Below are 22,630 nucleotides of genomic sequence, written 5' to 3'. Positions count from 1 at the left end.
AAGTCTCTACTTACGTATTGTCAAGACCGATGTCACGAGACGGATTGTCGAACAGTGCAGCGAGTCCGGGCCAGCGGGAAAAGACGGCGGCGATATCGTCGTTGATTTGCCTGTTCAATTGCCCGCGGTTCCACAAGGGAGCGCCGTCGACGGTGACGAGCGGGTCAAACACCATCCAGCAGATCTCGCCCGGCGGATAGGCGCCACAGGTGTGGACATGCAGGATCCGCGGATTGGGAAATGCCGTGTTCGACCATCGGTCGGGATTGTCCGCTGCCGGCATGGTGTAGGCGCAGGCCGGATGCATGCCCGAATGCCAGGAATGTGCGAACATCGGCTTGATGCCGAATGTCTCCGCGACATGCCGGTAATGGTTCTCGACGGCGCCGACCGTCTGCGGTGCACCCTCAAAGCCTGTAATACGATTGCCGTCCACGGTCGCGATGACGGTATCGTCGAGACCGAGCCATGCCGGCATATAGGGGCGGGAGCCGGTTGGCGTGAGGTAGTGCGTGACCGCGACCTTGCCGGAAAACCCCTGCATGCGTATCGGCTTGTAGATGCCCATCGGGAAGCGCTTGACCGAAACGTCGTCGGCCTCGTCCGGATCGACGATCGAGCGTCCGCGAAGATTCGTGCCGCTTGCGCAGGTGATGCGGATCTCTGCGGCTCTGTCGAGCGTCCGGTTGAGCGCGTCCTTCAGATCGAGGAACGCGCCGTAGTCGAAGCAGCCGAACGGTGAGGCCAGCATGGTCTCGTTGATCGCATAGGACATGACCGCCGGCCTTCCGGACTGGCGGATCGAGAAGCGGCCCTGGTCGCCGATCCTGGCAAAGAACACCGTCTGGTCGTGCCCAGCCATCGCTGCCAGAACGTCTTTGGAGAGTTCACCGCTTTGATCCGGGCCGCCCACCATGCGAAGCGTCGGCTTCATGCCCTGCCGTTCCGCCTCGATTGCCACCGCCTTCGGCGCCTGCAGGTCGTACCAGCCCAACATGGGATCTTCGTGAAGAATGAGAATGGAATCGCCCGGGGCAGCACCGGCGCAATTGATCAGGAGATTGCGGGCCGCATCGGGAAGTGAATCTGCCACCATTGTCGCTTTGCCCTAACGCCCGGACGCCTGAACGGAGAGGAACCGGAAGACCGGCGTGAGAACTTCCTTGATGCCGTAGCGGAGTTCTGCATCGAGGCTCAGTGAGTCGCCCGCCTGCAGGTGGATCTCCCGTTCGCCGTAGAGATAGATGGCTTCGCCTTCGAGCGCGTAGACGAAGAGGCATCCGTGTCCGTTGTAGATGGGCGGGCGCGAGTCGTCCCGTCGGTCGAGCGTGACCATCAGCGCTTCGAATTCGAGCCCCGGCCGGCGATGGAAGCCGAGCGCGACAAAATCGTGGGAATGGCGTCCAGCAACGCGGGTCGACTCCAGGCCCTTGCCGGCCTTGACGTGGGTGATGTCGGCCGTTGCCGTGCCCGTCTCGCGCAGCAGGCTGACGATCGGCACTTCCAGTGCGCGGGCCAGCGCTTCGAGGGTTGAAAGGGAAGGGGAGACCTGACCGTTCTCGATGCGCGAGATCATCGCCGCCGAAACATTGGAACTCGATGCCAGGTCCCGTGCGGTGAGGTTGTTGGCCTCGCGCAGTGCCCGCAGGGCTTTGCCGACGGCCTCATCGACGCCGAATTCGGACAGCGGTTTCTTGTTTACGACCTGGTCTGTCATTCAGATGCGGTTCCGCATTCTGTTCACCCGTGACCTATTTGCCATCCTTGTCGCGGTAGGAAAAGGCCTTCGCGAAGCGCCAAAGGAGATAATCGCCGCAGGAGATCGGCTCTTCCTTCATCTCGCAGTCCGGACCGAAGATATCGCGTGGGTCGATCATGGTTCGCGGTTCCGGATCGTAGGCGAGAACGAGCGAAAGGCGCTCCTTGCCGGATGTGTTGATGACGCGGTGCGGCGTCGAGCGGTATTCGCCGTTGGTCCAGCGTGCCAGAAGGTCCCCGACATTGACGACAAGGGTGCCTGGAATGGGCGGTGCGGCGATCCATTCGCCGTCCAGCGTCTCGACCTGGAGGCCGCCGACGGAATCCTGGCACAGCACCGTCAGGACGCCGAAATCGGTATGCGGCCCGACGCCGAACTGTCCGGAACTGGCGCTTTCCTGCGGCGGGTAATAGACGTAGGAGGCACGGCTGAGCGGCGTATCATTCGTCTTGAGGAACGTATCTTCCGGCAAGTCCAGACCGAGCGCGAAGCCGCGCATGAGATGATGCGCAACCTCATGCACCCTGTTGAAGTAGTCCATGGAAACCGCCTGCATTTGCGGCATGAAACCGGGCCAGCGATTGTCGCCGCGCAGGCGGTGGTCATCGGGCGTTACGCCATGCGAATCCTCGTAGCCCCAGATGAAGCTTTCCTTCAGGTCGGCCTTGGCATCGTCCTGCATTTTCGCGCCGCCGACGGACAGGAAGCCGCGGTGGGCGCCGCTGACCGCGACCCGGTTCTTTTCCTCGGGCGGCTGCCGAAAGAACTCCATGGCCGTGGACCGGGCGGCCTCAATGGTCTCTTCGGGAATGCCGTGATTGGTAACATAGATGAAGCCGACCTCGCGGCTTGCGCGGTGCAATTCCCGCGCGACACTGACCGGATCCGAACCGTCACGCAACGGGCCGATATCGATGACCGGGATCAGTTCGCGTTCGATGTGTTTTGGTGCCGGGTCGGACATGCGCATTCCTCCATCATCTCGTTCGATGCATTATACGCAATAAGTTTACTCTCATGCAATATCAGGCGGTCGAATTTTCTGCGTAATAGCCAACGACATCGCCCTCGGTGGTTACACCGAGGCCGTTGAGGCTGCGATTGACATAGTTGAAATAGCCGATGATCTGGTTGGCTTCGAGGATCTGTCCGTCGTCAAATCCGGCCGCACGCAAGTGCCGGACATCGTCCTCGACCATGGCGCCGGGTTCGAGCGTGAGCTTGCGCGCATAGGCCAGCAAAGCGAGTTCGGCGCCGCTGAATGCGTCGCCCGGCCGGCCGGCGCGCAGCGCCTTCTCGATCGTGTCGGCGCGTTCATCGTCATCAATCAGGTGACGGGCGTTGGCCCAGTGATTTGCGAAGGAATAGGCGCAGCCATTGAGCAGCGAGACATAGGAGGAAACGGCCTCCTGAAGCCAGGGAGCCAGTGTGTTGCCGTCGTCATGCAGGGCCGCCCGGTAGAGGATCACATGGCCGCGCATGGTGCTCGGGCGCAGCGAGTGCACCCGCATCACATTGTCGACCGTGCCGTGCGGCGTGCGCGCCAGCTTCAGAGCGTCCTTCAGGTCATCTCCGGCTTCGTCGTCGTCGATCATCCTTATCCAGGCCGACATGTTTTTCTCCCGGTCTTTTGTTTTGGTTCAGCCACGCTCATCGGCCCGCATGCGGCGCTCGAGCCAGCGCACACCGGCGGAGACGATGAGAATCAACACCAGATATTCCAGCACCAGGATCGTGTAGATCTCCAGCGAACGGTACTCGGTGACAACCAGCTCGTTGGCGCGGCGCGTCAGTTCCTGCATGCCGATCACCGAGACGAGCGACGACATCTTGAGCATATAGACGAGCTGGTTTCCAAGGGCCGGAAGGATGCGCTTGATCGCCTGCGGCAGGATAACGAAGCGCATCGTGTCGGTATAGTTGAGCGATATCGACTGCGCAGCCTCATATTGTCCGCGGTGGATCGACTGAATGCCGGCGCGGAAGATCTCCGCCTGGAAAGCGCTGTCGGACAGCGCAAGCGCGATGACGCCGGCCCAGAAGACGCCGATCTGGATGTTTCCGAGCTGCGGCAGGCCATAATAGACCCACAGGATCATCACAAGGATGGGTATGGCGCGGATAAACTCGACATAGGTCCGGTTGAAGAGCTTCAGGTAGCGGTTGTTCGAAAGCCCCGGAAGCGCCACCAGCAGGCCGACGACGATCGAAATCAGAATGGCGGTGACCGACAGCAGGATCGTGTAGCGCAAGCCGCCCAGCAGGAACATCAGGTTGCTCATGCCGGTTTTGGTGGTCGGGTCGACGACATACCAGCCCCAGTTGGCGGAGCATCCGGTGACGAACAGCGCCAGCGTGCATATGCAAAGGATCCTGACCGTACCGGGTTTCAAGAGCGCCATGGGCCTGTCCTTCCGTTCGCTGTAACCGGCACTGGTCAATGTCCGAGAATCTGCTGCAGGAACCGCTTGCACCTGTCGCTGCGCGGGCTGCCGAAGAAGGTTCCGGGATCGGCGGTTTCGACGATCTCGCCGGCGTCCATGAACACCATGGTATCGGCAACGCGTTTGGCGAAGCCCATCTCGTGGGTGACGCAGATCATGGTCATGCCGCTGTCGGCCAGCTCGGTCATCACATCGAGCACTTCGGATATCATCTCCGGATCGAGCGCCGATGTCGGCTCGTCGAACAGCATGATGCGCGGTTCCATGCACAGCGAGCGGGCAATGGCCACGCGTTGCTGCTGTCCGCCGGACAACTGGCCGGGATATTTGTCCGCCTGCTCGGGGATGTGGACGCGCTCCAGGTAGAACTCGGCCCGTTCGCGCGCGTCCTTGCGGGACATCTTGCGTGCGCGGACCGGGCCCAGCATCAGGTTCTCGATGGCCGTCAGGTGCGGAAACAGGTTGAACTGCTGGAACACCATGCCGACTTCGCCGCGGACGGCACCGATGTTGCGCGCATCGTCGGTGAGTTCCGTCCCGTCGACGACGATCCGTCCCTTCTGGTGGGTTTCCAGCCGGTTGATACAGCGGATCATGGTGGATTTGCCGGAGCCGGACGGGCCGCAGACGACCATCTTCTCGCCGGTCGCAACACTGATATTAATGTCCTTGAGGACCTGGAATTCCCCGAACCACTTGCAGACGCCGCTCATCTCGATGATCGGAGCGGCTGCGGCTGCATCGTCAACTTGCGTCACGATGGCCTTCTCCCTCATGGGCGGTCCATGCGGCCATTATGGCGGCCGGTGTGCCGCGCTGCGTTCCCGCTATCCGCGAGGCGGCCGGAAAGGCCCAATCGGGGATAGTGTTTTGCGTTATTTTTGTTGACTCCGTTGAGTATCATTGAGTTTATTGTCGTGCAACAAATTTATTAGATTGCAATTTTTGCGCTGTTCCCGGACACCGCGAAAGGCACATAATTGAGGGACACATCAAAGGGAGAATACCCATGAGACTCGTGAAGACATGCCTTGTGGCGGTCATGCTCGTCGCCGGCACGGCGGCCGTGCAGGCCCAATCGGCGCTGCAGGAAATCCTCAGCGACGGCGTTCTGAAGGTCGGCACCACCGGCGACTGGAACCCGATGACGATGCGCGATCCGGCGACCAACAGCTATACGGGCTACGATATCGACGTCATGAACGAACTGGCCAAGGATCTGGGCGTTGAAGTGGAATTCGTTCCGACCGACTGGAAGACGCTGGTCAACGGTGTTGTTTCCGGCAAGTATCACATCACCGGCTCGGCATCGATCTCGCCGGCCCGCGCCAAGGCGGCGGGTTATTCCGACAGCTATTTCTCCCTCGCGACGGTGCCGCTGGTTCTGGCGGAGAATGCCGGCAAGTTCAAGGATTGGGACGACCTGAACAAGCCTGACGTGACGGTTGCCGCGACGCTCGGCACCACCCAGGAAAAGCAGGTCAAGCAGTTCTTCCCGGATGCCAAGCACCAGATCGTGGAAGCCCCGGCGCGCGACTTCCAGGAAGTGCTCGCAGGGCGGGCCGATGCGCATATCACGTCCAATGTGGAGGCCTACAAACTGGTGGCGAAATACCCGCAGATGGCGGTCGTCACGGTTTCCGCACCCAAGGCGCCGACCCCGATCGCCATGCTGATGCCGCAGGCCGACCAGGTCTGGATCAACTATGTCAACACATGGATCAAGCTCAAGGAAGAGCGCGGCTTCTTTGATGGACTTGCAAAGAAGTGGCAGCTTTCCAACTAGCGCGCGACGCGAGACTGGGCATAATGCGGGACCGCCGGTAAGGCGGTCCTTTCGTTTGAGGCGGTCATGATCAGACTCTATTCCATTCCGCCCAGTCTCTACAGCGCCAAGGTGCGCATCGTGCTGCGGGCCAAGGGACTGGACTTCGAGGATGTTCCGCCGCCGGGCGGTTACGGCAGCGATGCCTACAAGGAGATCGTTCCGTCCGGAACGCTGCCGGCCATCGAGCATGACGGTTTCCTGTTGGTCGATTCCGAAGCGATCAACGAATATCTGAACGAGCTGGTGCCGGAGCCGGCGCTGTGGCCGGAAGACATTCGCGAACGGGCGCAGGCGCGGGCGCTTTCACGGTTTCACGATACCAGGTTGGAGCCGGCCGTGCGGTCGCTCTTCGCCCATGTCGATCCGGAAAAGCGCGATACGGATTTTGTCGCGGGGCAGGCAAAGCTCATTGTCGAACGGTTGGCGCAGTTCGATCGCATCGCGGATCCGTCCCCGCTGCTCACCGGCGAAACCCTCAGCCTTGCCGATTGCGGCTATCCCATTACGCTGCTTTTTCTCGAAATGCTCAATGGGCCAATGAAGCTCGAAATAGTCCTGCCGGACAAGATTGCCGCCTATTTCGAAGCGCTGAAGCGCGAGCCGAGCATTGCACGGGAGCTTGATTCCTACCGGCCGGCGCTTGCCGCCTGGGTCGAATCCGTGGCCGGGCCGACGGCATGAGGCTGGACCTGAGCACATGGCCCGAGGTCGAAACCTATCTGCGGGGCAGTGACGGAATCATCCTGCCGACCGGTTCGACGGAGCAGCACGGCCCGATCGGGCTGATCGGCACCGACAGCCTTTGCGCGCAGGACATCGCCGAGGGGGCGGCCGAGATCGCCGGCGCCCTGGTGGCGCCGGTCATCGGCTACACGCCGGCACCGTTCAACATGTCGTTTCCGGGCACATTGTCCGTTTCGCCCGAGACCTATTCCGTGCTGGTCGGGGAGGTGCTCGACGCCCTTGTTCATCACGGCTTCGGGCACATCTACATCCTCAACGGCCATGGCGCCAATCTGGAGCCGCTGCGCGCCGTCGCCGGATCGAAATCCGCCGCGATCAGAATCAGGAACTGGTGGGATTTCGAGCCGGTCAATGTGCTGCGGCGCGAATATTATGGCGACTGGGAAGGCATGCATGCGACGCCCTCGGAGATCGCCATCACCCAGCACCGCCACCGTGTTGTCCTGGCCGAGGACCTCGGACCGCCGGAAAAGCTGACGCCGCAATTTATCAAGGACCATGCCGGCGACCGGCACGGCCCGCCCGACGAACACCGCGCCCGCTTTCCGGACGGACGGGTGGGCTCCCACTCGGCACTGGCGAGCCCGGAGCAGGGAAGGGCGCTGTTCGATGCGGCGTGCGCGGCGGTCGCCGAGGACTACGCAATCTTTGCCGGGAAGCGTGGCTAGCGGCCTCCAAGGTGCCGCGCCAGGAAATCCGTGATGCGTTCGGCTGAATCCCGGTGTGCAGCCTGGTCATATTGCAGCCAGTGCCTGCCTCCCGATGCGCCGCTCACGAAAAAACCGGTGCTGAAATCCGTGTTGTCAAAGCCGTGAAAGGCGCCCGGATAGGTAACCAGCTCGAGAAAATCTGATTGCTGATCGCGTTCGGCCAGTTGCCGGCACAGGTCGGGCGGCGTCCAGTCGTCTGATTCTCCGATCAGAATCAGAACGGGTATCTCGAAATCCCGATCGGGAATGCAATACGGATAAAAGGTGGCGGCGGCGCGAAATCCGTTGGTGAACTGCCGCGAGATGCCCTTTTTGTTGACCGCCTCCAGCGCGGCTATGCCTCCATGCGACCAACCGATGAGGCCGATGCGGTCCTGGTCGATATCGGGCAGTTGTTGCAGGAACGCCAGCGCGCCGTAGGCGTCCAGTGCTCTTTGCGCCGGAGAGGTGGGGCGGTGGTCGGATGTGCACACCCGTATCACGCTCCTTGGCCGGAAGCTGTCCAGAACGAGTGTCGCATAGCCCAGTTCGTCCAGCATTGACGCCCAATCGAAATGCGCCTGCTGCAGCCCGCCGCAGCCATGCATCAGCACAATGGCGGGGAACGGGCCGTCTCCTTCAGGCCGGCTCAGATGACCCCAGATCGGGAACCCGGCCTCTACCGCGTCGTTGTTTTGCCGGTTTGCCGCATCCAGAACCGCGCTGTTGAAATGCACGACTTCCGTTGCGGCGACAGTTCCATGGAGCCCGAGCGCAACAAACAATCCAAGGAGCGTTGCCCCAAACCATCTCATGAAATTGGCACTCCCCAGTTTTCCGCCGAAGCCCTCATCCTGCAGCAGGCAGCGTTTCCACCGTGTATTTCTCGAGCTTGTCCCTGTCGATTTCAATACCGAGGCCGGGTTCGTCCGGAATGTGGACCGATCCGTTCCTGATCGGGAATGGCTCGGCGAGGATATCGTCCTTGGCGTAGAATGAGGGCATGTAGAACTCGCAGCCGAGGTCGATCTCCGGCAGTGTCGAGACCAGGTGGGCGCCGGCGAGATGGGCAAGTCCCGTCTCGAACATGCAGCCGCCATAGACGCCGACGCCGGCCGCGCCGGCAATCGCCGCGATTTCCTGGGCACGCGCGATGCCTCCGCTCTTCATCACCTTGAGCGAATAGATGTCGGCGAGCCGCATCTGCGTTGCCACCAGCGCTTCGCGCGGATTGAAGACCGATTCGTCGGCCATCAGCGGCGTGTCGATCGCAGCCGAAATGGCCGCCATAGCCTCCAGATTGTCGCGCGGTGTCGGCTGTTCTATAAAGCCGAGCCGGAAGGGCTCCATGTCGCGAAGGGTGCGGATCGCGTCAACGGCCTTCAGGCCCTGATTGTAGTCGATGCGCAGATCGACGCCGTCGCCATAGGTCTCGCGGATCTTTTCAAGGCGCATGAGATCGAACGCATGGTCGTGAAATCCGGTCTTCAGTTTGAAGATGCGCACGCCGTCGCCATAGAGATGGGCGATGATCTCCATGTCTTCCTCGAAGACCGGATTGGCGACGGTAAAGCTGACCGGCACGCTGTCGCGGCGGCGCCCGCCGATGAGCTGTCCGACGGAGAGGTCGAGCGTCTTGCCGGCCACGTCAAGAAGCGCCATTTCAAGGGCGGCTTTCGCCTCGCTACACCGCACGACGACCTTGTCCGCCATCGCCATGATCTGCTCGCGCCGCAGTGCATTCGCTCCAATGATGTGCGGCCGCAAATGGGTGTTGAGCGCCGCCGCGCTGGCTTCGGCGGTCCCGGTGAAGACGGGCCAAGGCGAAGCCTCGCCCCAACCGGTTACGCCGCTGTCGGCGGTCAGTTCGAGCACGACGCTGCAAATCGCGCTGACATCGCCGCTGCCATGCGAATGGGTGGCCTGAACGGGAACGTTGATGATGCGGACGCGCATGTCCGTGATGGTGATGTGACGCATAGGTGTCTTCCGATGATTTTGGGTGCAATGGCGTGGCCACGAACGGTGAATAGTCGCCTCGATTTCAGGCAATGTCGAGCGGGAAACAGGGATCACGGCCCGTCGGAGCGGAAAAAATGTCGCATCCGGCCTCGCGATGAAGGCGGCGGCGATATTGCGTGATAAATGAACGGCTTGACCGTAAGCAAATTTGTTTCCCGGATCGGCCTGGCGGGAGAATAAACCGTTTGAAAAATGCATGAATTTGAATAGGTTCTACTAAAGTCGCTTGCGCGGTGCTGAATCTTTTGATTAAAAGAACATACGTTCATTTCTTTATTGGGCGAAAAATGAAGAGGCGTTTGCGCCTCGCCGGCGGATGGAGGCTCCGCCGGGCTTGGGAGGAGAATCTGGGGAATGCCATCGACGGGCAGCAATGCCGGCCGTGAGCCGGTGACTTTTCCGCAATATCTTCTGTTGAACGCCAAACGGTTTGCCAACCGAACGGCCACGCGCCACAAGGATCTCGGTATCTGGCAGAGCTGGACGTGGAAACAGCAATACGAAGAAATTCGTGCGTTTTCGGTCGGTTTGCAGGAAATGGGCGTCGGCGAGGGCGACAAGATTGCCATTGCCGGTACGAACAGACCGCGGCTTTACTGGACATTCTGCGCCGTGCAGGCCCTCAAGGCCATTCCGGTTCCGGTCTATGCCGATGCGGTGGCCGAAGAAATGGCCTATGTGCTGAACCACGCCGGTGTCCGTCTTGCCGTGGTACAGGATCAGGAGCAGGTCGATAAAATTCTGTCATTCTCCGATGAGATTTCTTCGCTCAAGGACATCATCTACGACGAGCCGCGCGGCTTGCGCGATTATGATCACACGCATCTGAAGTCTTTTGCCGATGTTCAGGATATCGGCAAGGCGGCGATGGAAGCGGATGCCGGCCGGGTACAGGCCTGGGAAGATGCCATCAACGCGTCCGACGGCGAGGAAGTCTCCGTATTTCTCTACACATCCGGCACGACCGGCCGCTCCAAGGGTGTGGTCCTGAAGGCGCATACCTCGGTGAAGGCGGCCTGCGACACGGCTGGTTTCGACAATCTGACCGAAAACGACAACGTGCTTGCCTATCTGCCGCTGGCCTGGGCGGGGGACCATTATCTCAATTATGCGCAGGGTTATGTTTCGGCCTTGTGCATGGCCTGCCCCGAAAGTCCCGAAACCGTGGCCCATGACCTGCGCGAGATCGGACCGACATTCTATTTCGCTCCGCCGCGGGTGTTCGAACAATTGCTGACGAGCGTCATGATCCGCATGGAGGATGCGGGCGCCATCAAGAAGCGGATTTTCCATCATTTCCTGGGCGTGGCCAAGAAACACGGCGAGGCGATCCTCGAAGGCCGAAGCGTCCCCCTCGGAGCACGGCTCTCCTACTGGCTGGGCGATAAGCTGGTCTTTGGACCGCTCAAGAATACGCTTGGATTCTCCAACATCCGCACCGCCTACACGGCAGGCGAGGCCATCGGACCGGATCTGTTTTCGTTCTTCCGCGCGCTCGGCATCAATCTCAAGCAGCTTTACGGCCAGACGGAAGCTTTCCTTTACGTGACGGCGCAGAAGGATGGCGAGATCCACCCCGAAACGGTGGGCAAGGCGGTTCCCGATGTGGAAATCCGGATTTCCGACGAAGGCGAGGTGCTTTTCAAGTCGCCCGGCATGTTCGTGGAATATTATGCCGACGAGCAGAAGACCAAGGAAACATTTACCGAGGACGGATTTATCAAGACTGGCGATGCCGGCATTTTCGATGCCCATGGCGACCTGAAGATCATCGACCGGGCCAAGGATGTCGGCAAACTGAAAAACGGCTCGCTGTTTGCGCCGAAATATATCGAAAACAAGCTCAAGTTCTTCCCCAACGTCAAGGAGGCGGTGGCCTTCGGCGATCAACGGGACATGTGCACCGTCATGATGAACATCGACCTTGCCGCTGTCGGAAACTGGGCCGAGCGCAACAATATTTCCTATGCCTCCTACCAGGAACTGGCCGGTCTTCCGGAAGTCTACGAAATGATGCGCGAGCATGTGGATCAGGTGAATCGTGACCTGGCGGGCGAGGAACTGATGGCCGGATCGCAGATCACCCGGTTCCTGGTGCTGCACAAGGAACTGGATGCCGATGACGGCGAGCTGACGCGCACGCAGAAGGTGCGCCGCAGTTTCATCGCCGACCGCTACGCGCCGCTGATCGAAGCGCTTTATGACGGCTCTTCCGAAAAATTCGTCGAAACGGAAGTGACCTTCGAAGACGGGCGCAAGGGCAGTATATCGGCGACCGTGAAGATCATGGACATGGAGACGCAACCGGCAGCGGGCGCGAGACAGGAGGCTGCCGAATGAACCAGCATATCGATCCCGGCACCCTGCGCGCCGATGATGGCATCGAGCGGGGGGGCATGCTGCTGCATGTCGACAATATCTCCCTGTCCTTTGGCGGCGTGAAGGCCATTACGGATGTTTCCTTCGACGTGAAGAAGGGGGAAATCCGCGCGATTATCGGCCCCAATGGCGCCGGCAAGACATCGATGCTCAACGTGATCAACGGCTTTTACCACCCGCAGGAAGGCACCATCACCTTTCGCGGCGAGAAGCGCCGCCGCATGCGGCCGCACCGTGCGGCCAGCCAGGGCATCGCCCGGACCTTCCAGAACATCGCCTTGTTCAAGGGCATGACGACGCTCGACAATATCATGACCGGCCGCATGACGCTGATGAAGAGCAGCATGCTGTCGCAGGCCATGTGGTGGGGCCCCGCACATCGCGAGGAGATTGCACATCGCGAGACGGTCGAGAAAATCATCGACTTCCTGGAGATCGAGCACATCCGGAAGACGCCCGTCGGGCGGCTGCCTTACGGATTGCAGAAGCGGGTGGAACTGGGACGGGCCCTGGCGGCCGATCCGGCGCTGCTGCTGCTCGACGAACCGATGGCCGGCATGAACCTGGAAGAAAAAGAGGACATGAGCCGGTTCGTGCTCGACGTCAATCAGCAGTTCGGAACGACGATCGCGTTGATCGAGCACGATATGGGTGTGGTCATGGACCTGTCAGACCGCGTTGTGGTGCTCGACTATGGCCGCAAGATCGGCGACGGCACACCGGACGAGGTACGCAACAATCAGGCTGTTATCGACGCCTATCTAGGGGTGAGCCATGAATAAATGTCGTCATGGTTCTGCAGGCAAGGGGGCACGGCGTGAGTCCTGATTTTCTGAACTTCATCGAAACGGTGCTGAACGGGCTGATGTCCGGCGTGATGTACTCGCTGGTGGCGCTCGGCTTCGTGCTGATTTTCAAGGCATCCGGCATCTTCAATTTCGCGCAGGGCGTGATGGCGCTGTTCGCGGCTCTGACCCTGGTGGGGCTGCAGACCGGACAGGTGCCCTTTGCCCATCTGATTAATGCCATTCTCGGCACCGATATACACCATTGGGGGCCCGGTCTGCCCACGGTGCTGGCCATTCTGGTCACGATGCTGGTGATGATCGCGCTGGCCTTCCTGATTGAGAAGGTGGTGCTCAAACATCTGGTCAATCAGGAACCGATCATCCTGTTCATGGCGACCATCGGCCTTGCCTACTTCCTGGAAGGCATGGGCGATCTGATGTGGGGCGCCGACGTCAAGGCGCTTGATGTCGGATTGCCGAGCGGCGGTTCCTTCTGGTGGGAGGATGTGACCCGGGCCTGGGCGCCGGAAGGCGCGGATTATTTCGGCATGTATATCGACACGCTGGATGTATCGGCCGCCATCATCGCCGTCGTCCTGGTGGTCGCGCTGACGCTGTTTTCGCAATACACGGCCACCGGCCGTGCCCTGCGCGCTGTCGCCGATGACCATCAGGCAGCCCTTTCGGTTGGTATCTCGCTGCGCAGCATCTGGGTGATCGTATGGTCGATCGCGGGTTTCGTGGCGCTTGTGGCGGGGATCATGTGGGGCGCCAAATCGGGCGTGCAGTTCTCGCTGTCGCTGATCGCGCTGAAAGCCCTGCCGGTGCTCATTCTGGGCGGTTTCACATCCATCCCGGGCGCCATTGTCGGCGGACTGATCATCGGTGTCGGCGAGAAACTCGCCGAAGCCTATGTCGGACCGATCGTCGGGGGCGCCGTTGAAAACTGGTTTGCCTACATGGTGGCGCTGGCGTTCCTGCTGTTCCGGCCGCAGGGACTGTACGGCGAAAAAATCATCGAGAGGATATAACCGAGATGCTGTATCGCGAAACCGGTGATTTCAAATCCAGCTATGCCACCGACCAGCAGACCTTTCCGATCAGGTCGGAGCGCTACCTGTTCTGGGGCGCGATGGTCATTGCCTTCCTGGTGGTGCCGTTTTTCATCAATGACTACTGGGAAAAATCAGTCCTCGTTCCGTTGCTCGTCTGGTCGATGGCGGCACTGGGGCTCAATATTCTGACCGGCTATTGCGGCCAGGTGAGCCTGGGCACCGGCGGATTCATGGCCGTGGGCGCCTATGCCTGCTACAAGCTGATGACCGCGTTCCCTGACCTGAACATCTTCTTCGTTGTCATCCTGTCCGGTGGCGTGACGGCATTTGTGGGCATGCTGTTCGGATTGCCGTCTTTGCGCATCAAGGGTTTTTATCTGGCGGTGGCGACGCTGGCGGCCCAGTTCTTCCTCGTATGGCTCTTCAACAAGGTGCCGTGGTTCTACAACTATTCGGCCTCCGGCCAGATCACCGCTCCCGAACGCACCATCTTCGGGATTGCCGTGACCGGCGCCAGCGCGCCGCCCTGGGCCACTTACCTGTTCTGCCTGACACTGGTGTTCCTGTTTGCGTGGATGGCACGCAACCTGACGCGCGGCACGCTGGGCCGGTCCTGGATGGCGATACGGGATATGGACATCGCGGCCGAAATCATCGGTGTGCAGCCGCTGAAGGCCAAGATTTCGGCCTTTGCCGTGAGCTCCTTTTACATCGGTGTTGCAGGGGCGCTCTATTTCTCGGTCTGGCTGGGTGCGGTGGAGCCGACGGAAGCCTTCGGCATCAACGTCTCGTTCCTGGTCCTGTTCATGGTCATCATCGGCGGGCTGGGCTCGATCCTCGGATCGTTTCTGGGCGCCGCATTTTTGACACTGATGCCGGTGCTTCTGAAAAACGTAATGGTTGGCGGTCTTGGATGGCCAACCGACCTGGCTGCCCATTTCGAGATCATGCTCGTGGGCGGTCTCATCGTCTTTTTCCTTATCGTCGAACCGCACGGGCTGGCTCAGCTCTGGCGCTTGGTGAAGGAAAAGTTGCGCCTTTGGCCATTCCCCTACTAGGGAAGGGCAGGAGGTTCGTGCTCCAGATGGAGCGATCATGCGTGTCTGTTTTACCCAGGGAGGAAAGACATGAAATTGACAAAACTGGCAATCGTGACCGCAATGGCTGCGACGGTCGGAACCACTTCGGCCTTGGCCGATCTGGTGTTTCCGTCGCTGAGCTACCGGACCGGTCCCTATGCAGCGGGCGGCATCCCGTTTGCTGACGGCTATGCCGACTACTTCACGCTGCTCAACGAGCGGGACGGAGGCATCAACGGTGTCCAGGCCCGCGTACTGGAATGCGAAACGGCCTACAATACCCAGAAGGGTGTCGAGTGCTACGAGTCGACCAAGGGTGAAGGCTCTCTGGTCTATCAGCCGCTGTCGACGGGCATCACCTATCAGCTGATCCCCAAGGCAACCGCTGACGGCATACCTGTCCATTCCATGGGCTACGGCCGTACATCCGCCGCAAACGGCAAGGTGTTCAGCCACGTCTTCAACTATCCCGGCACCTACTGGGATGCTGCCTCGATCATCGTCAATCACATTCTTGAAGAGAATGGCGGCGATATCAACGGCAAGAAGATCGCGCTGGTCTATCACAACTCCGCCTATGGCAAGGAACCCATCCGCACGCTGGAAGAGCTGTCCAAGAAGCACGGCTATGAGCTGTCTCTGGTTCCGGTCGACCATCCCGGACAGGAGCAGAAGTCGCAGTGGCTGCAGATCCGCCGTGATCGTCCCGACTATGTCCTGATGTGGGGCTGGGGCGTGATGAACCAGGTGGCCGTCAAGGAAGCCGCGAACATCCGCTTCCCGATGGAGAACTTCATCGGCGTATGGTGGTCCGGTTCCGAGAACGATGTGGTGCCGGCCGGTGAGGGTGCAAACGGCTACAAGGCCGTGACCTTCCATGGTGTCGGTTCCGATTTCCCGATCTTCGAAGACATCCAGAAACATGTCGTCGACAAGGGCAAGGCCGCCGGTGCTGGCGACCAGATCGGTACTGTTCTGTACAACCGCGGCCTGTATGCGGCCATGCTCGCAGCAGAAGCGGCCCGTGCGGCACAGGAGATCCACAATACCAAGGAAATCACCCCGGCTCAGATGCGTGATGGCATGGAAGCGCTGAAAATCGACAGCGCCCGTCTCGAAGAGCTGGGTCTTGGTGGCTTCGGCCCGGAGATCAACGTGTCCTGCGAAAACCATGGCGGCCCGGGTCTGGGTGCCATTGCCCAGTGGAACGCGACGGACGGCACCTGGTCACTGATCAATGAATTCGGACCGGCCGATCGTGAGATCATCGACCCGTTGATCATGGAAGACTCCACGGCCTTTGCCGCTGAAAACAACATTCCGGAACGCTGCAGCTGATGCAGTTCCCGACCGCGCCCCTCGGGGCGCGGTCTTATCGGCCGAAAAGCAGGACCAAGACCCGATGAGCATTGCTGAAAACAACCAGCAGACGGACGTTGCACAGGATACGATCCTGTCGGTGAACAACATCGAGGTGATCTACAATCACGTGATCCTGGTACTCAAGGGTGTCTCCCTGACGGTGCCGCGTGGCGGGATTGTTGCATTGCTCGGTGCAAACGGGGCCGGCAAGACGACCACCCTGAAAGCCGTATCCAACCTGTTGCACGCGGAACGCGGCGAAGTCACCAAGGGCTCGATCGTCTTTGAAGGCAAACAGGTGGAGTCGCTGACGCCCAACGAACTGGTCCGCCAGGGCTGCATCCAGGTCATGGAAGGCCGCCATTGTTTTGGCCATCTCACTATTCAGGAAAACCTGCTGACCGGTGCCTTTACCCGCCGCGACGGCAATGCGGCAATCAAGCGCGACCTTGATATGGTCTACGACTACTTTCCCCGGCTGCGCGAACGGCGCGCCAGCCAGGCTGGCTACACATCGGGCGGCGAGCAGCAGATGACCGCCATCGGCCGGGCGCTGATGTCGAAGCCGAAGATGATCCTCCTCGACGAGCCGTCCATGGGACTGGCGCCGCAATTGCAGGAAGAGATTTTCGAGATCGTCCGCAAACTGAACGAACAGGAGGGTGTGTCCTTCCTGCTTGCCGAACAGAACACCAACATCGCCCTGCGTTACGCGACCTACGGTTACATTCTCGAGTCTGGCCGTATCGTCCTGGATGGCGAGGCTTCGGAACTGCGCGAGAATGAGGACGTGAAGGAATTCTACCTCGGTGTCGGGGGAGAAGGCCGCAAATCGTTCCGCGACGTAAAACACTACAAACGGCGCAAGCGCTGGCTTGCCTGACGGACGGCGCCACATCGGCGGCGTTGCCGGCATGAGGGATGATGTATTGGAGGCGACACAAACACACCGTGCTTGACGGTGTTCGCAGCGCCTGTTAATTAAACAAACGTTCATTTCTTTTTTGACCAATGGAGAGCGGCCGCAGACGGATGCGAGTCAAAAAGGGAGAGGCGACCGGCAGCGCCGGAACTGTGGGTGAAGGATGGCACGCAAGGTAGGATCGATCGGCGCGGAAACGGCGGACAAGGTGCGCCTTGCGGCCCTGTCGCTGTTTGCGCGCTATGGCTATGCCGCCGTATCCATGCGCCAGATCGGCAGGGAGATCGGTCTTCAGGCCGGCGCCATCTACAATCACTTTCCGACCAAGCAGCATTTGCTGCGCGGTCTCATGGTCGAGCATATGGAGCGGCTGCTCAACGCCTGGGATGCGGAACGCGATGACAGCCTTCCACCGCGAGAGGCTCTTGTCGCTTTCGTCCGGTTTCACATCCGCTATCACGTCAAATGCGGCGACGAGGTCTTCATCTCCTATATGGAACTGCGCAATCTCGAGGAAGAGAATTTCTCGGAAATCGAAGAGCTGCGCCGTCGTTATGAACAGAGCCTCGGGCGGATACTGGAAGCCGGCGCCAGGGAGAAGGTCTTCACGGTCAGCGATCCGCGCGTGGCGACGATGGCCGTCATTGCCATGCTGACCGGTGTTACCAGCTGGTACAGGCCCGACGGGCGCCTTTCCCTGGAAAAGATCGAAGAGCTTTATGTCGGCATGATATCGGGTGCCGTCGGTATGAAGGAGAACTGACCGTGTTTACCACCGGCATGAATTTCGGGCTGGGCGACGAGATCGAGCAACTGCGCGAGACGGTGAACCGTTTTGCCCAGGACAAGATCGCGCCGCTTGCCGGGGAGATCGACGAGACCAACCAGTTCCCGATGCATCTGTGGCAGGAGATGGGCGCCCTCGGCCTGCTTGGAATGACCGCCGATCCGGACTTCGGCGGTACCGGTTTCGGTTATCTTGCGCATGCCGTCGCCATGGAGGAAATCTCCCGCGCGTCCGCCTCGGTCGGCCTTTCCTACGGCGCGCACTCCAATCTGTGCGTCAACCAGATCAACCGCTGGGGTTCACCTGAGCAGAAGCAGAAGTACCTGCCGAAACTGTGCAGCGGCGAGAATGTCGGCGCGCTTGCCATGTCCGAGCCGGGGTCCGGGTCGGACGTCGTGTCCATGAAGCTGCGCGCCGAGAAGCGCAACGACCGCTTTGTGCTCAACGGCAACAAGATGTGGATCACCAACGGTCCCGATGCCGACACGCTCGTGGTCTATGCCAAGACGGATATGGATGCCGGACCGAAGGGCATCACGGCCTTCCTGATCGAAAAGGATATGGCTGGATTCTCCACCGCCCAGAAGCTCGACAAGCTCGGGATGCGCGGCTCCAACACATGCGAGCTGGTTTTCGAGGATTGCGAAGTTCCGTACGAGAATGTTCTCGGCGAGGAGGGGCAGGGCGTGCGCATCCTGATGTCCGGTCTCGACTATGAGCGGGTCGTGCTGGCGGCCGGGCCTGTCGGCATCATGGCCGCGGCCATGGATATCGTCGTGCCCTATGTGCATGAGCGCAAGCAGTTCGACACGCCCATCGGCGAATTCCAGCTCATGCAGGGCAAGCTGGCGGACATGTATACAACGATGAATGCCTGCCGGTCTTACGTCTATTCGGTCGCGGCGGCCTGCGACCGGGGTGAGACGACGCGCAAAGACGCGGCCGGCTGCATCCTCTACGCTGCCGAGAAGGCCACGCAGGTGGCGCTGGAATCGATCCAGGCGCTGGGCGGCAACGGCTACATCAATGAATACGCGACGGGCCGTCTGCTGCGCGATGCCAAACTCTACGAGATCGGCGCGGGTACATCCGAAATCAGGCGCATGCTGATCGGTCGCGAAATCTTCGCCGAAACTGCTTGAGGCGAACATTCCATGGCTGTCCTTTCATCCCAGATCGCACCGTCGTCACAGTCCTTCAAGGACAATGCCGATCATATGCGCGGCCTCATCGACCGGATCGGCGATGTCGCCGCCTCGGTGGAGCTTGGCGGCCCGGAGCATGCGCGCGAGCGGCATCTGTCGCGCGGAAAGCTGTTGCCGCGCGAACGGGTGCGGCGACTGCTCGACAACAATTCACCCTTCCTGGAGATCGGGCAGTTCGCCGCCCATGACATGTATGGCGGCGACATTGCCAGCGCCGGGGTGATTACCGGCATCGGGCGGGTTTCCGGGCGCGACGTGATGATCGTCTGCAACGATGCGACGGTCAAAGGCGGCACCTATTATCCGATGACCGTCAAGAAGCATCTGCGCGCCCAGGAAATCGCCCGGCAGAACAACCTGCCGTGCATCTATCTGGTCGACAGCGGCGGTGCCAATCTGCCGAACCAGGACGAGGTCTTCCCGGACCGCGAACATTTCGGGCGCATCTTCTTCAACCAGGCCAACATGTCCGCAAAGGGCCTGTCGCAGATCGCCGTCGTCATGGGCTCTTGCACGGCGGGCGGCGCCTACGTGCCGGCGATGTCGGACGAGACGATTATCGTGCGCGATCAGGGCACGATCTTCCTGGCCGGCCCGCCGCTGGTCAAGGCGGCCACCGGCGAAGTGGTCAGCGCCGAGGATCTGGGCGGTGGCGATGTACATACACGCCTTTCCGGCGTGGCCGATCATCTCGCCAATGACGATGCGCACGCACTGGCGCTGGCGCGGCGTGCCGTGGCCAATCTGAATGACCGCAGCGTGTTGCATGCCGACCTGCAGGCGCCCGAAGAGCCGCTTTACGATCCGGAGGAAATCATCGGTGCCATCCCGACCGATCTTCGGACCCCCTATGACATCCGGGAGGTGATTGCCCGCATAGTTGATGGTTCGCGCTTTGACGAATTCAAGGCGCGCTACGGCAACACGCTGGTGTGCGGTTTTGCCCATGTGCACGGCATGCCGGTCGGCATCATCGCCAATAATGGCGTGCTGTTTTCCGAAAGTTCGGTCAAAGGCGCGCATTTCGTCGAACTCTGTTCGCAGCGTAAGGTGCCGCTCGTCTTCCTGCAGAACATCACCGGCTTCATGGTCGGGCAGAAATACGAGGCCGGCGGCATTGCCAAGGATGGCGCCAAGCTGGTCACGGCGGTCGCCACCACGGCGGTACCGAAGATCACATTCATTATCGGCGGCTCCTTCGGCGCCGGCAATTACGGCATGTGCGGAAGGGCCTACAGCCCGCGCTTCCTGTGGACATGGCCGAACAGCCGTGTCTCGGTGATGGGCGGCGAGCAGGCGGCGGGCGTGCTGGCGACCGTCAAGCGCGAGGGGATCGAGCGCAAGGGCGGCGGCTGGAGCGAAGGAGAAGAGGCGGATTTCAAACGACCGATCCTCGAACAGTTCGAGGCTCAGGGTCATCCGCTTTACGCTTCGGCGCGGCTGTGGGACGACGGCATCGTCGATCCGCGCAAGACCCGGGATGTTCTGGCCCTGTCGCTGGCGGTGGCGCTCAAGACGCCGGTCGCCGACACCAGGTTCGGCCTGTTCAGGATGTAGGGGGCGTCATGTTCAGGAAAATACTGATTGCCAATCGCGGGGAAATCGCCTGCAGGGTCATGCGGACGACGCGTCGCCTGGGCATTTCGACCGTAGCGGTGTTCTCGGATGCGGACAAGAGCGCGCTGCACGTCGAGATGGCCGATGAAGCCGTGCATATCGGCGGCGCGGCAGCGGCCGAGAGCTATCTCGATGGCAAGCGCATCATCGCGGCGGCACTGACGACCGGCGCCGAAGCCATCCATCCCGGCTACGGGTTCCTTTCAGAGAATCCCGACTTTGTGGAGGCTGTCGAGAAAGCCGGCCTGACATTCATCGGTCCGTCCGCCTCCGCAATCCGGGCAATGGGTTTAAAGGACGCAGCCAAGGCATTGATGGAAAAGGCGGATGTTCCGGTCGTCCCTGGCTATCATGGCGAGGCCCAGGAACTCGTGGTCCTTGCCGGCAAGGCCAACGAAATCGGATTTCCGGTGCTGATCAAGGCCCGCGCCGGCGGCGGCGGCAAGGGCATGCGGCTGGTTGAGGATCCGAAGGATTTCGGCGAGGCGCTTTCGGCCGCCAAGCGCGAGGGCAAGGCCTCTTTCGGAGATGACCGTGTATTGGTCGAGAAGTTCGTGGCCTCACCGCGCCATATCGAGATCCAGGTCTTCGGTGACGGTTTCGGCAATGCGGTGTATCTGTTCGAACGGGATTGCTCGCTGCAGCGGCGCCACCAGAAGGTGATCGAGGAGGCGCCGGCCCCCGGCATGACCGAGGAAATGCGACAGGCCATGGGCGAGGCGGCCGTCAAGGCGGCCAAGGCGATCGGATACAGCGGCGCGGGAACCGTGGAATTCATCGTCGACGGGACCGACGGTCTGCGGCCCGACCGGTTCTATTTCATGGAGATGAACACCCGGCTGCAGGTCGAGCATCCGGTAACGGAAATGATCACGGGGCTCGACCTTGTCGAATGGCAGCTGCGTGTTGCGGCAGGCGAGCCCCTGCCGCTTCAGCAGGACGATCTTACGATCGATGGCTGGGCGTTCGAAGCCCGCATTTATGCCGAGGACGCGCAAAAAGGGTTTCTGCCGGCGACGGGCACGCTTTCCCATTTGTTGTTTCCCGAAGACATCGCACGCGTCGATTCGGGCGTGCGCGCGGGCGATACGATTACACCGTTCTACGATCCGATGATCGCCAAGCTGATCGTGCATGGCCCGGATCGCGACACGGCGCTCAATCGAATGGAAACTGCGCTCATGCGGACCGAGGCCGTTGGCACCACGACAAACACGGCCTTCCTGGCGGCGCTTTGCCGGCAGGCGGACTTTGCGGCCGGCAATGTCGATACCGGTCTGATCGAGCGCGAACTCGATGATCTCAACACGGTCGATCCGGTTCCGGATGGCGTCATCGCCGTGGCTGCCCTTGCATGTCTTGGACCGGGTTCTGATGCCGGCGCGCCCGATCCCTTCGACGCCCTCGGCCTATGGTCGCACTGGACGTCTCCGAAGCGGGTCGTTCACCTCATTAGCGGCGAGGATGAACACGAACTGGCGGTCGCGCGGCTTGCCGGCGATACGTGGCGGATTTCCGCCTATCACGGCGACAGCGGTTTCGAGACGCAGACGATTGAACTGATCTCCAACAGGGACGGCTCGCTTCGTGTTGCTTCGGGCGAGGTGGTCTCGACGGTGCGCTGTATTCGCGATGCGGACAGGCTGACCCTCATCAGCAACGGAACGGCTTACGGCTTCCGGTTGCCCGACGCGCTGGTCGGCGACGTCGAAACCGCCGAGGGCGGAGACAGGCTGGTCGCGCCGATGCCGGGCGTGGTCAAAATGGTCAAGGTGGCGGCCGGGGACCGCGTCGAAACAAATGCGCCTCTTATCGTCATGGAAGCCATGAAGATGGAGCTGACCCTGTCGGCCCCGAGAGACGGTATCGTGGCCGAAATTACCGTTGCCGAAGGCGAACAGGTCTCCGATGGCGCGCTTTTGCTGGCGCTCGAGCCGCAAGGCGATTGAC

At 60.8% G+C, this 22,630-nt stretch carries 21 protein-coding genes; 13 read left to right on the top strand and 8 right to left on the bottom strand.

Annotation, left to right across the window (positions count from 1 at the left end; genetic code table 11):
* Positions 1-10: 10 nt before the first annotated feature.
* The 6 genes from OOZ53_RS05200 to OOZ53_RS05175 form a co-directional block, all read right to left on the bottom strand.
* The gene (locus OOZ53_RS05200) at positions 11-1,096 is read right to left on the bottom strand and encodes a hypothetical protein (RefSeq protein ID WP_271088264.1); all 1,086 of its coding nucleotides are present in this window, start codon (positions 1,094-1,096) and stop codon (positions 11-13) included.
* A gap of 12 nt (positions 1,097-1,108) precedes the next feature.
* On the bottom strand, positions 1,109-1,717 hold the full coding sequence (locus OOZ53_RS05195; RefSeq protein ID WP_271088263.1) for a helix-turn-helix domain-containing protein: 609 nt from the start codon (positions 1,715-1,717) through the stop codon (positions 1,109-1,111).
* 34 nt (positions 1,718-1,751) lie between these two features.
* The gene (locus tag OOZ53_RS05190) at positions 1,752-2,723 is read right to left on the bottom strand and encodes an isopenicillin N synthase family dioxygenase (protein WP_271088262.1); all 972 of its coding nucleotides are present in this window, start codon (positions 2,721-2,723) and stop codon (positions 1,752-1,754) included.
* Between the two features lie 61 nt (positions 2,724-2,784).
* Positions 2,785-3,372 carry a carboxymuconolactone decarboxylase family protein gene (locus OOZ53_RS05185; RefSeq protein ID WP_271088261.1) on the bottom strand — a complete coding sequence of 196 codons (588 nt, stop codon included), beginning with the start codon at positions 3,370-3,372 and terminating at the stop codon, positions 2,785-2,787.
* Between the two features lie 27 nt (positions 3,373-3,399).
* Positions 3,400-4,161 carry an amino acid ABC transporter permease gene (locus OOZ53_RS05180; protein WP_271088260.1) on the bottom strand — a complete coding sequence of 254 codons (762 nt, stop codon included), beginning with the start codon at positions 4,159-4,161 and terminating at the stop codon, positions 3,400-3,402.
* 35 nt (positions 4,162-4,196) lie between these two features.
* The gene (locus tag OOZ53_RS05175) at positions 4,197-4,979 is read right to left on the bottom strand and encodes an amino acid ABC transporter ATP-binding protein (protein ID WP_425499109.1); all 783 of its coding nucleotides are present in this window, start codon (positions 4,977-4,979) and stop codon (positions 4,197-4,199) included.
* 233 nt (positions 4,980-5,212) lie between these two features.
* Here OOZ53_RS05175 and OOZ53_RS05170 point away from each other — a divergent pair, with 233 nt between their 5' ends.
* The 3 genes from OOZ53_RS05170 (at position 5,213) to OOZ53_RS05160 (ending at position 7,443) form a co-directional block, all read left to right on the top strand.
* Entirely contained in the window at positions 5,213-5,989 is a 777-nt protein-coding gene (locus OOZ53_RS05170) for a transporter substrate-binding domain-containing protein (protein WP_271088259.1), read from the top strand.
* 66 nt (positions 5,990-6,055) lie between these two features.
* The gene (locus tag OOZ53_RS05165; protein WP_271088258.1) at positions 6,056-6,712 is read left to right on the top strand and encodes a glutathione S-transferase family protein; all 657 of its coding nucleotides are present in this window, start codon (positions 6,056-6,058) and stop codon (positions 6,710-6,712) included.
* Entirely contained in the window at positions 6,709-7,443 is a 735-nt protein-coding gene (locus OOZ53_RS05160; RefSeq protein WP_271088257.1) for a creatininase family protein, read from the top strand. Before OOZ53_RS05165 ends, OOZ53_RS05160 begins: the two co-directional genes overlap by 4 nt.
* Here OOZ53_RS05160 and OOZ53_RS05155 read toward each other — a convergent pair.
* Together OOZ53_RS05155 and OOZ53_RS05150 are read right to left on the bottom strand one after the other, a co-directional pair.
* Entirely contained in the window at positions 7,440-8,279 is an 840-nt protein-coding gene (locus tag OOZ53_RS05155; RefSeq protein WP_271088256.1) for a dienelactone hydrolase family protein, read from the bottom strand. The two genes, OOZ53_RS05160 and OOZ53_RS05155, sit on opposite strands and share 4 nt — an antisense overlap.
* A gap of 34 nt (positions 8,280-8,313) precedes the next feature.
* Positions 8,314-9,444: an enolase C-terminal domain-like protein gene (locus OOZ53_RS05150; protein WP_271088255.1), complete on the bottom strand. Its 1,131-nt coding sequence runs from the start codon at positions 9,442-9,444 to the stop codon at positions 8,314-8,316.
* Between the two features lie 396 nt (positions 9,445-9,840).
* On the opposite strand from OOZ53_RS05150, the gene OOZ53_RS05145 reads away from it, so the two are divergent.
* The 10 genes from OOZ53_RS05145 to OOZ53_RS05100 all read left to right on the top strand — a co-directional run bounded on the left by OOZ53_RS05145 (position 9,841) and on the right by OOZ53_RS05100 (position 22,629).
* The gene (locus OOZ53_RS05145) at positions 9,841-11,826 is read left to right on the top strand and encodes an AMP-binding protein (protein ID WP_271088254.1); all 1,986 of its coding nucleotides are present in this window, start codon (positions 9,841-9,843) and stop codon (positions 11,824-11,826) included.
* Positions 11,823-12,647, top strand: coding sequence for an ABC transporter ATP-binding protein (locus OOZ53_RS05140; protein ID WP_271088253.1), 825 nt, complete (start codon positions 11,823-11,825; stop codon positions 12,645-12,647). Before OOZ53_RS05145 ends, OOZ53_RS05140 begins: the two co-directional genes overlap by 4 nt.
* Positions 12,648-12,655: 8 nt before the next feature.
* A complete protein-coding gene (locus tag OOZ53_RS05135; RefSeq protein WP_271088252.1) occupies positions 12,656-13,684 on the top strand; it encodes a branched-chain amino acid ABC transporter permease in 1,029 nt (342 codons plus the stop codon).
* Positions 13,685-13,689: 5 nt separating this feature from the next.
* A complete protein-coding gene (locus tag OOZ53_RS05130) occupies positions 13,690-14,766 on the top strand; it encodes a branched-chain amino acid ABC transporter permease (RefSeq protein WP_271088251.1) in 1,077 nt (358 codons plus the stop codon).
* Positions 14,767-14,835: 69 nt separating this feature from the next.
* Positions 14,836-16,125: an ABC transporter substrate-binding protein gene (locus OOZ53_RS05125; protein ID WP_271088250.1), complete on the top strand. Its 1,290-nt coding sequence runs from the start codon at positions 14,836-14,838 to the stop codon at positions 16,123-16,125.
* 64 nt (positions 16,126-16,189) lie between these two features.
* A complete protein-coding gene (locus OOZ53_RS05120; RefSeq protein WP_271088249.1) occupies positions 16,190-17,032 on the top strand; it encodes an ABC transporter ATP-binding protein in 843 nt (280 codons plus the stop codon).
* A gap of 202 nt (positions 17,033-17,234) precedes the next feature.
* Positions 17,235-17,834 carry a TetR/AcrR family transcriptional regulator gene (locus OOZ53_RS05115; RefSeq protein WP_271088248.1) on the top strand — a complete coding sequence of 200 codons (600 nt, stop codon included), beginning with the start codon at positions 17,235-17,237 and terminating at the stop codon, positions 17,832-17,834.
* A 17-nt stretch (positions 17,835-17,851) separates the two neighbouring features.
* Complete coding sequence (locus tag OOZ53_RS05110) at positions 17,852-19,000, top strand: isovaleryl-CoA dehydrogenase (RefSeq protein WP_271088292.1); 1,149 nt, start codon at positions 17,852-17,854, stop codon at positions 18,998-19,000.
* 12 nt (positions 19,001-19,012) lie between these two features.
* Positions 19,013-20,620 carry a carboxyl transferase domain-containing protein gene (locus tag OOZ53_RS05105; RefSeq protein ID WP_271088247.1) on the top strand — a complete coding sequence of 536 codons (1,608 nt, stop codon included), beginning with the start codon at positions 19,013-19,015 and terminating at the stop codon, positions 20,618-20,620.
* Positions 20,621-20,628: 8 nt separating this feature from the next.
* Complete coding sequence (locus OOZ53_RS05100) at positions 20,629-22,629, top strand: acetyl/propionyl/methylcrotonyl-CoA carboxylase subunit alpha (RefSeq protein WP_271088246.1); 2,001 nt, start codon at positions 20,629-20,631, stop codon at positions 22,627-22,629.
* Position 22,630: the final 1 nt, after the last annotated feature.

This window comes from Allohoeflea poritis, from assembly GCF_027889715.1.
GTDB classification, from domain to species: Bacteria; Pseudomonadota; Alphaproteobacteria; order Rhizobiales; family Rhizobiaceae; genus Hoeflea_A; species Hoeflea_A poritis.
Note: the sequence above shows the minus strand (reverse complement) of the source record. Positions and strands in the feature narration are given on the sequence as shown.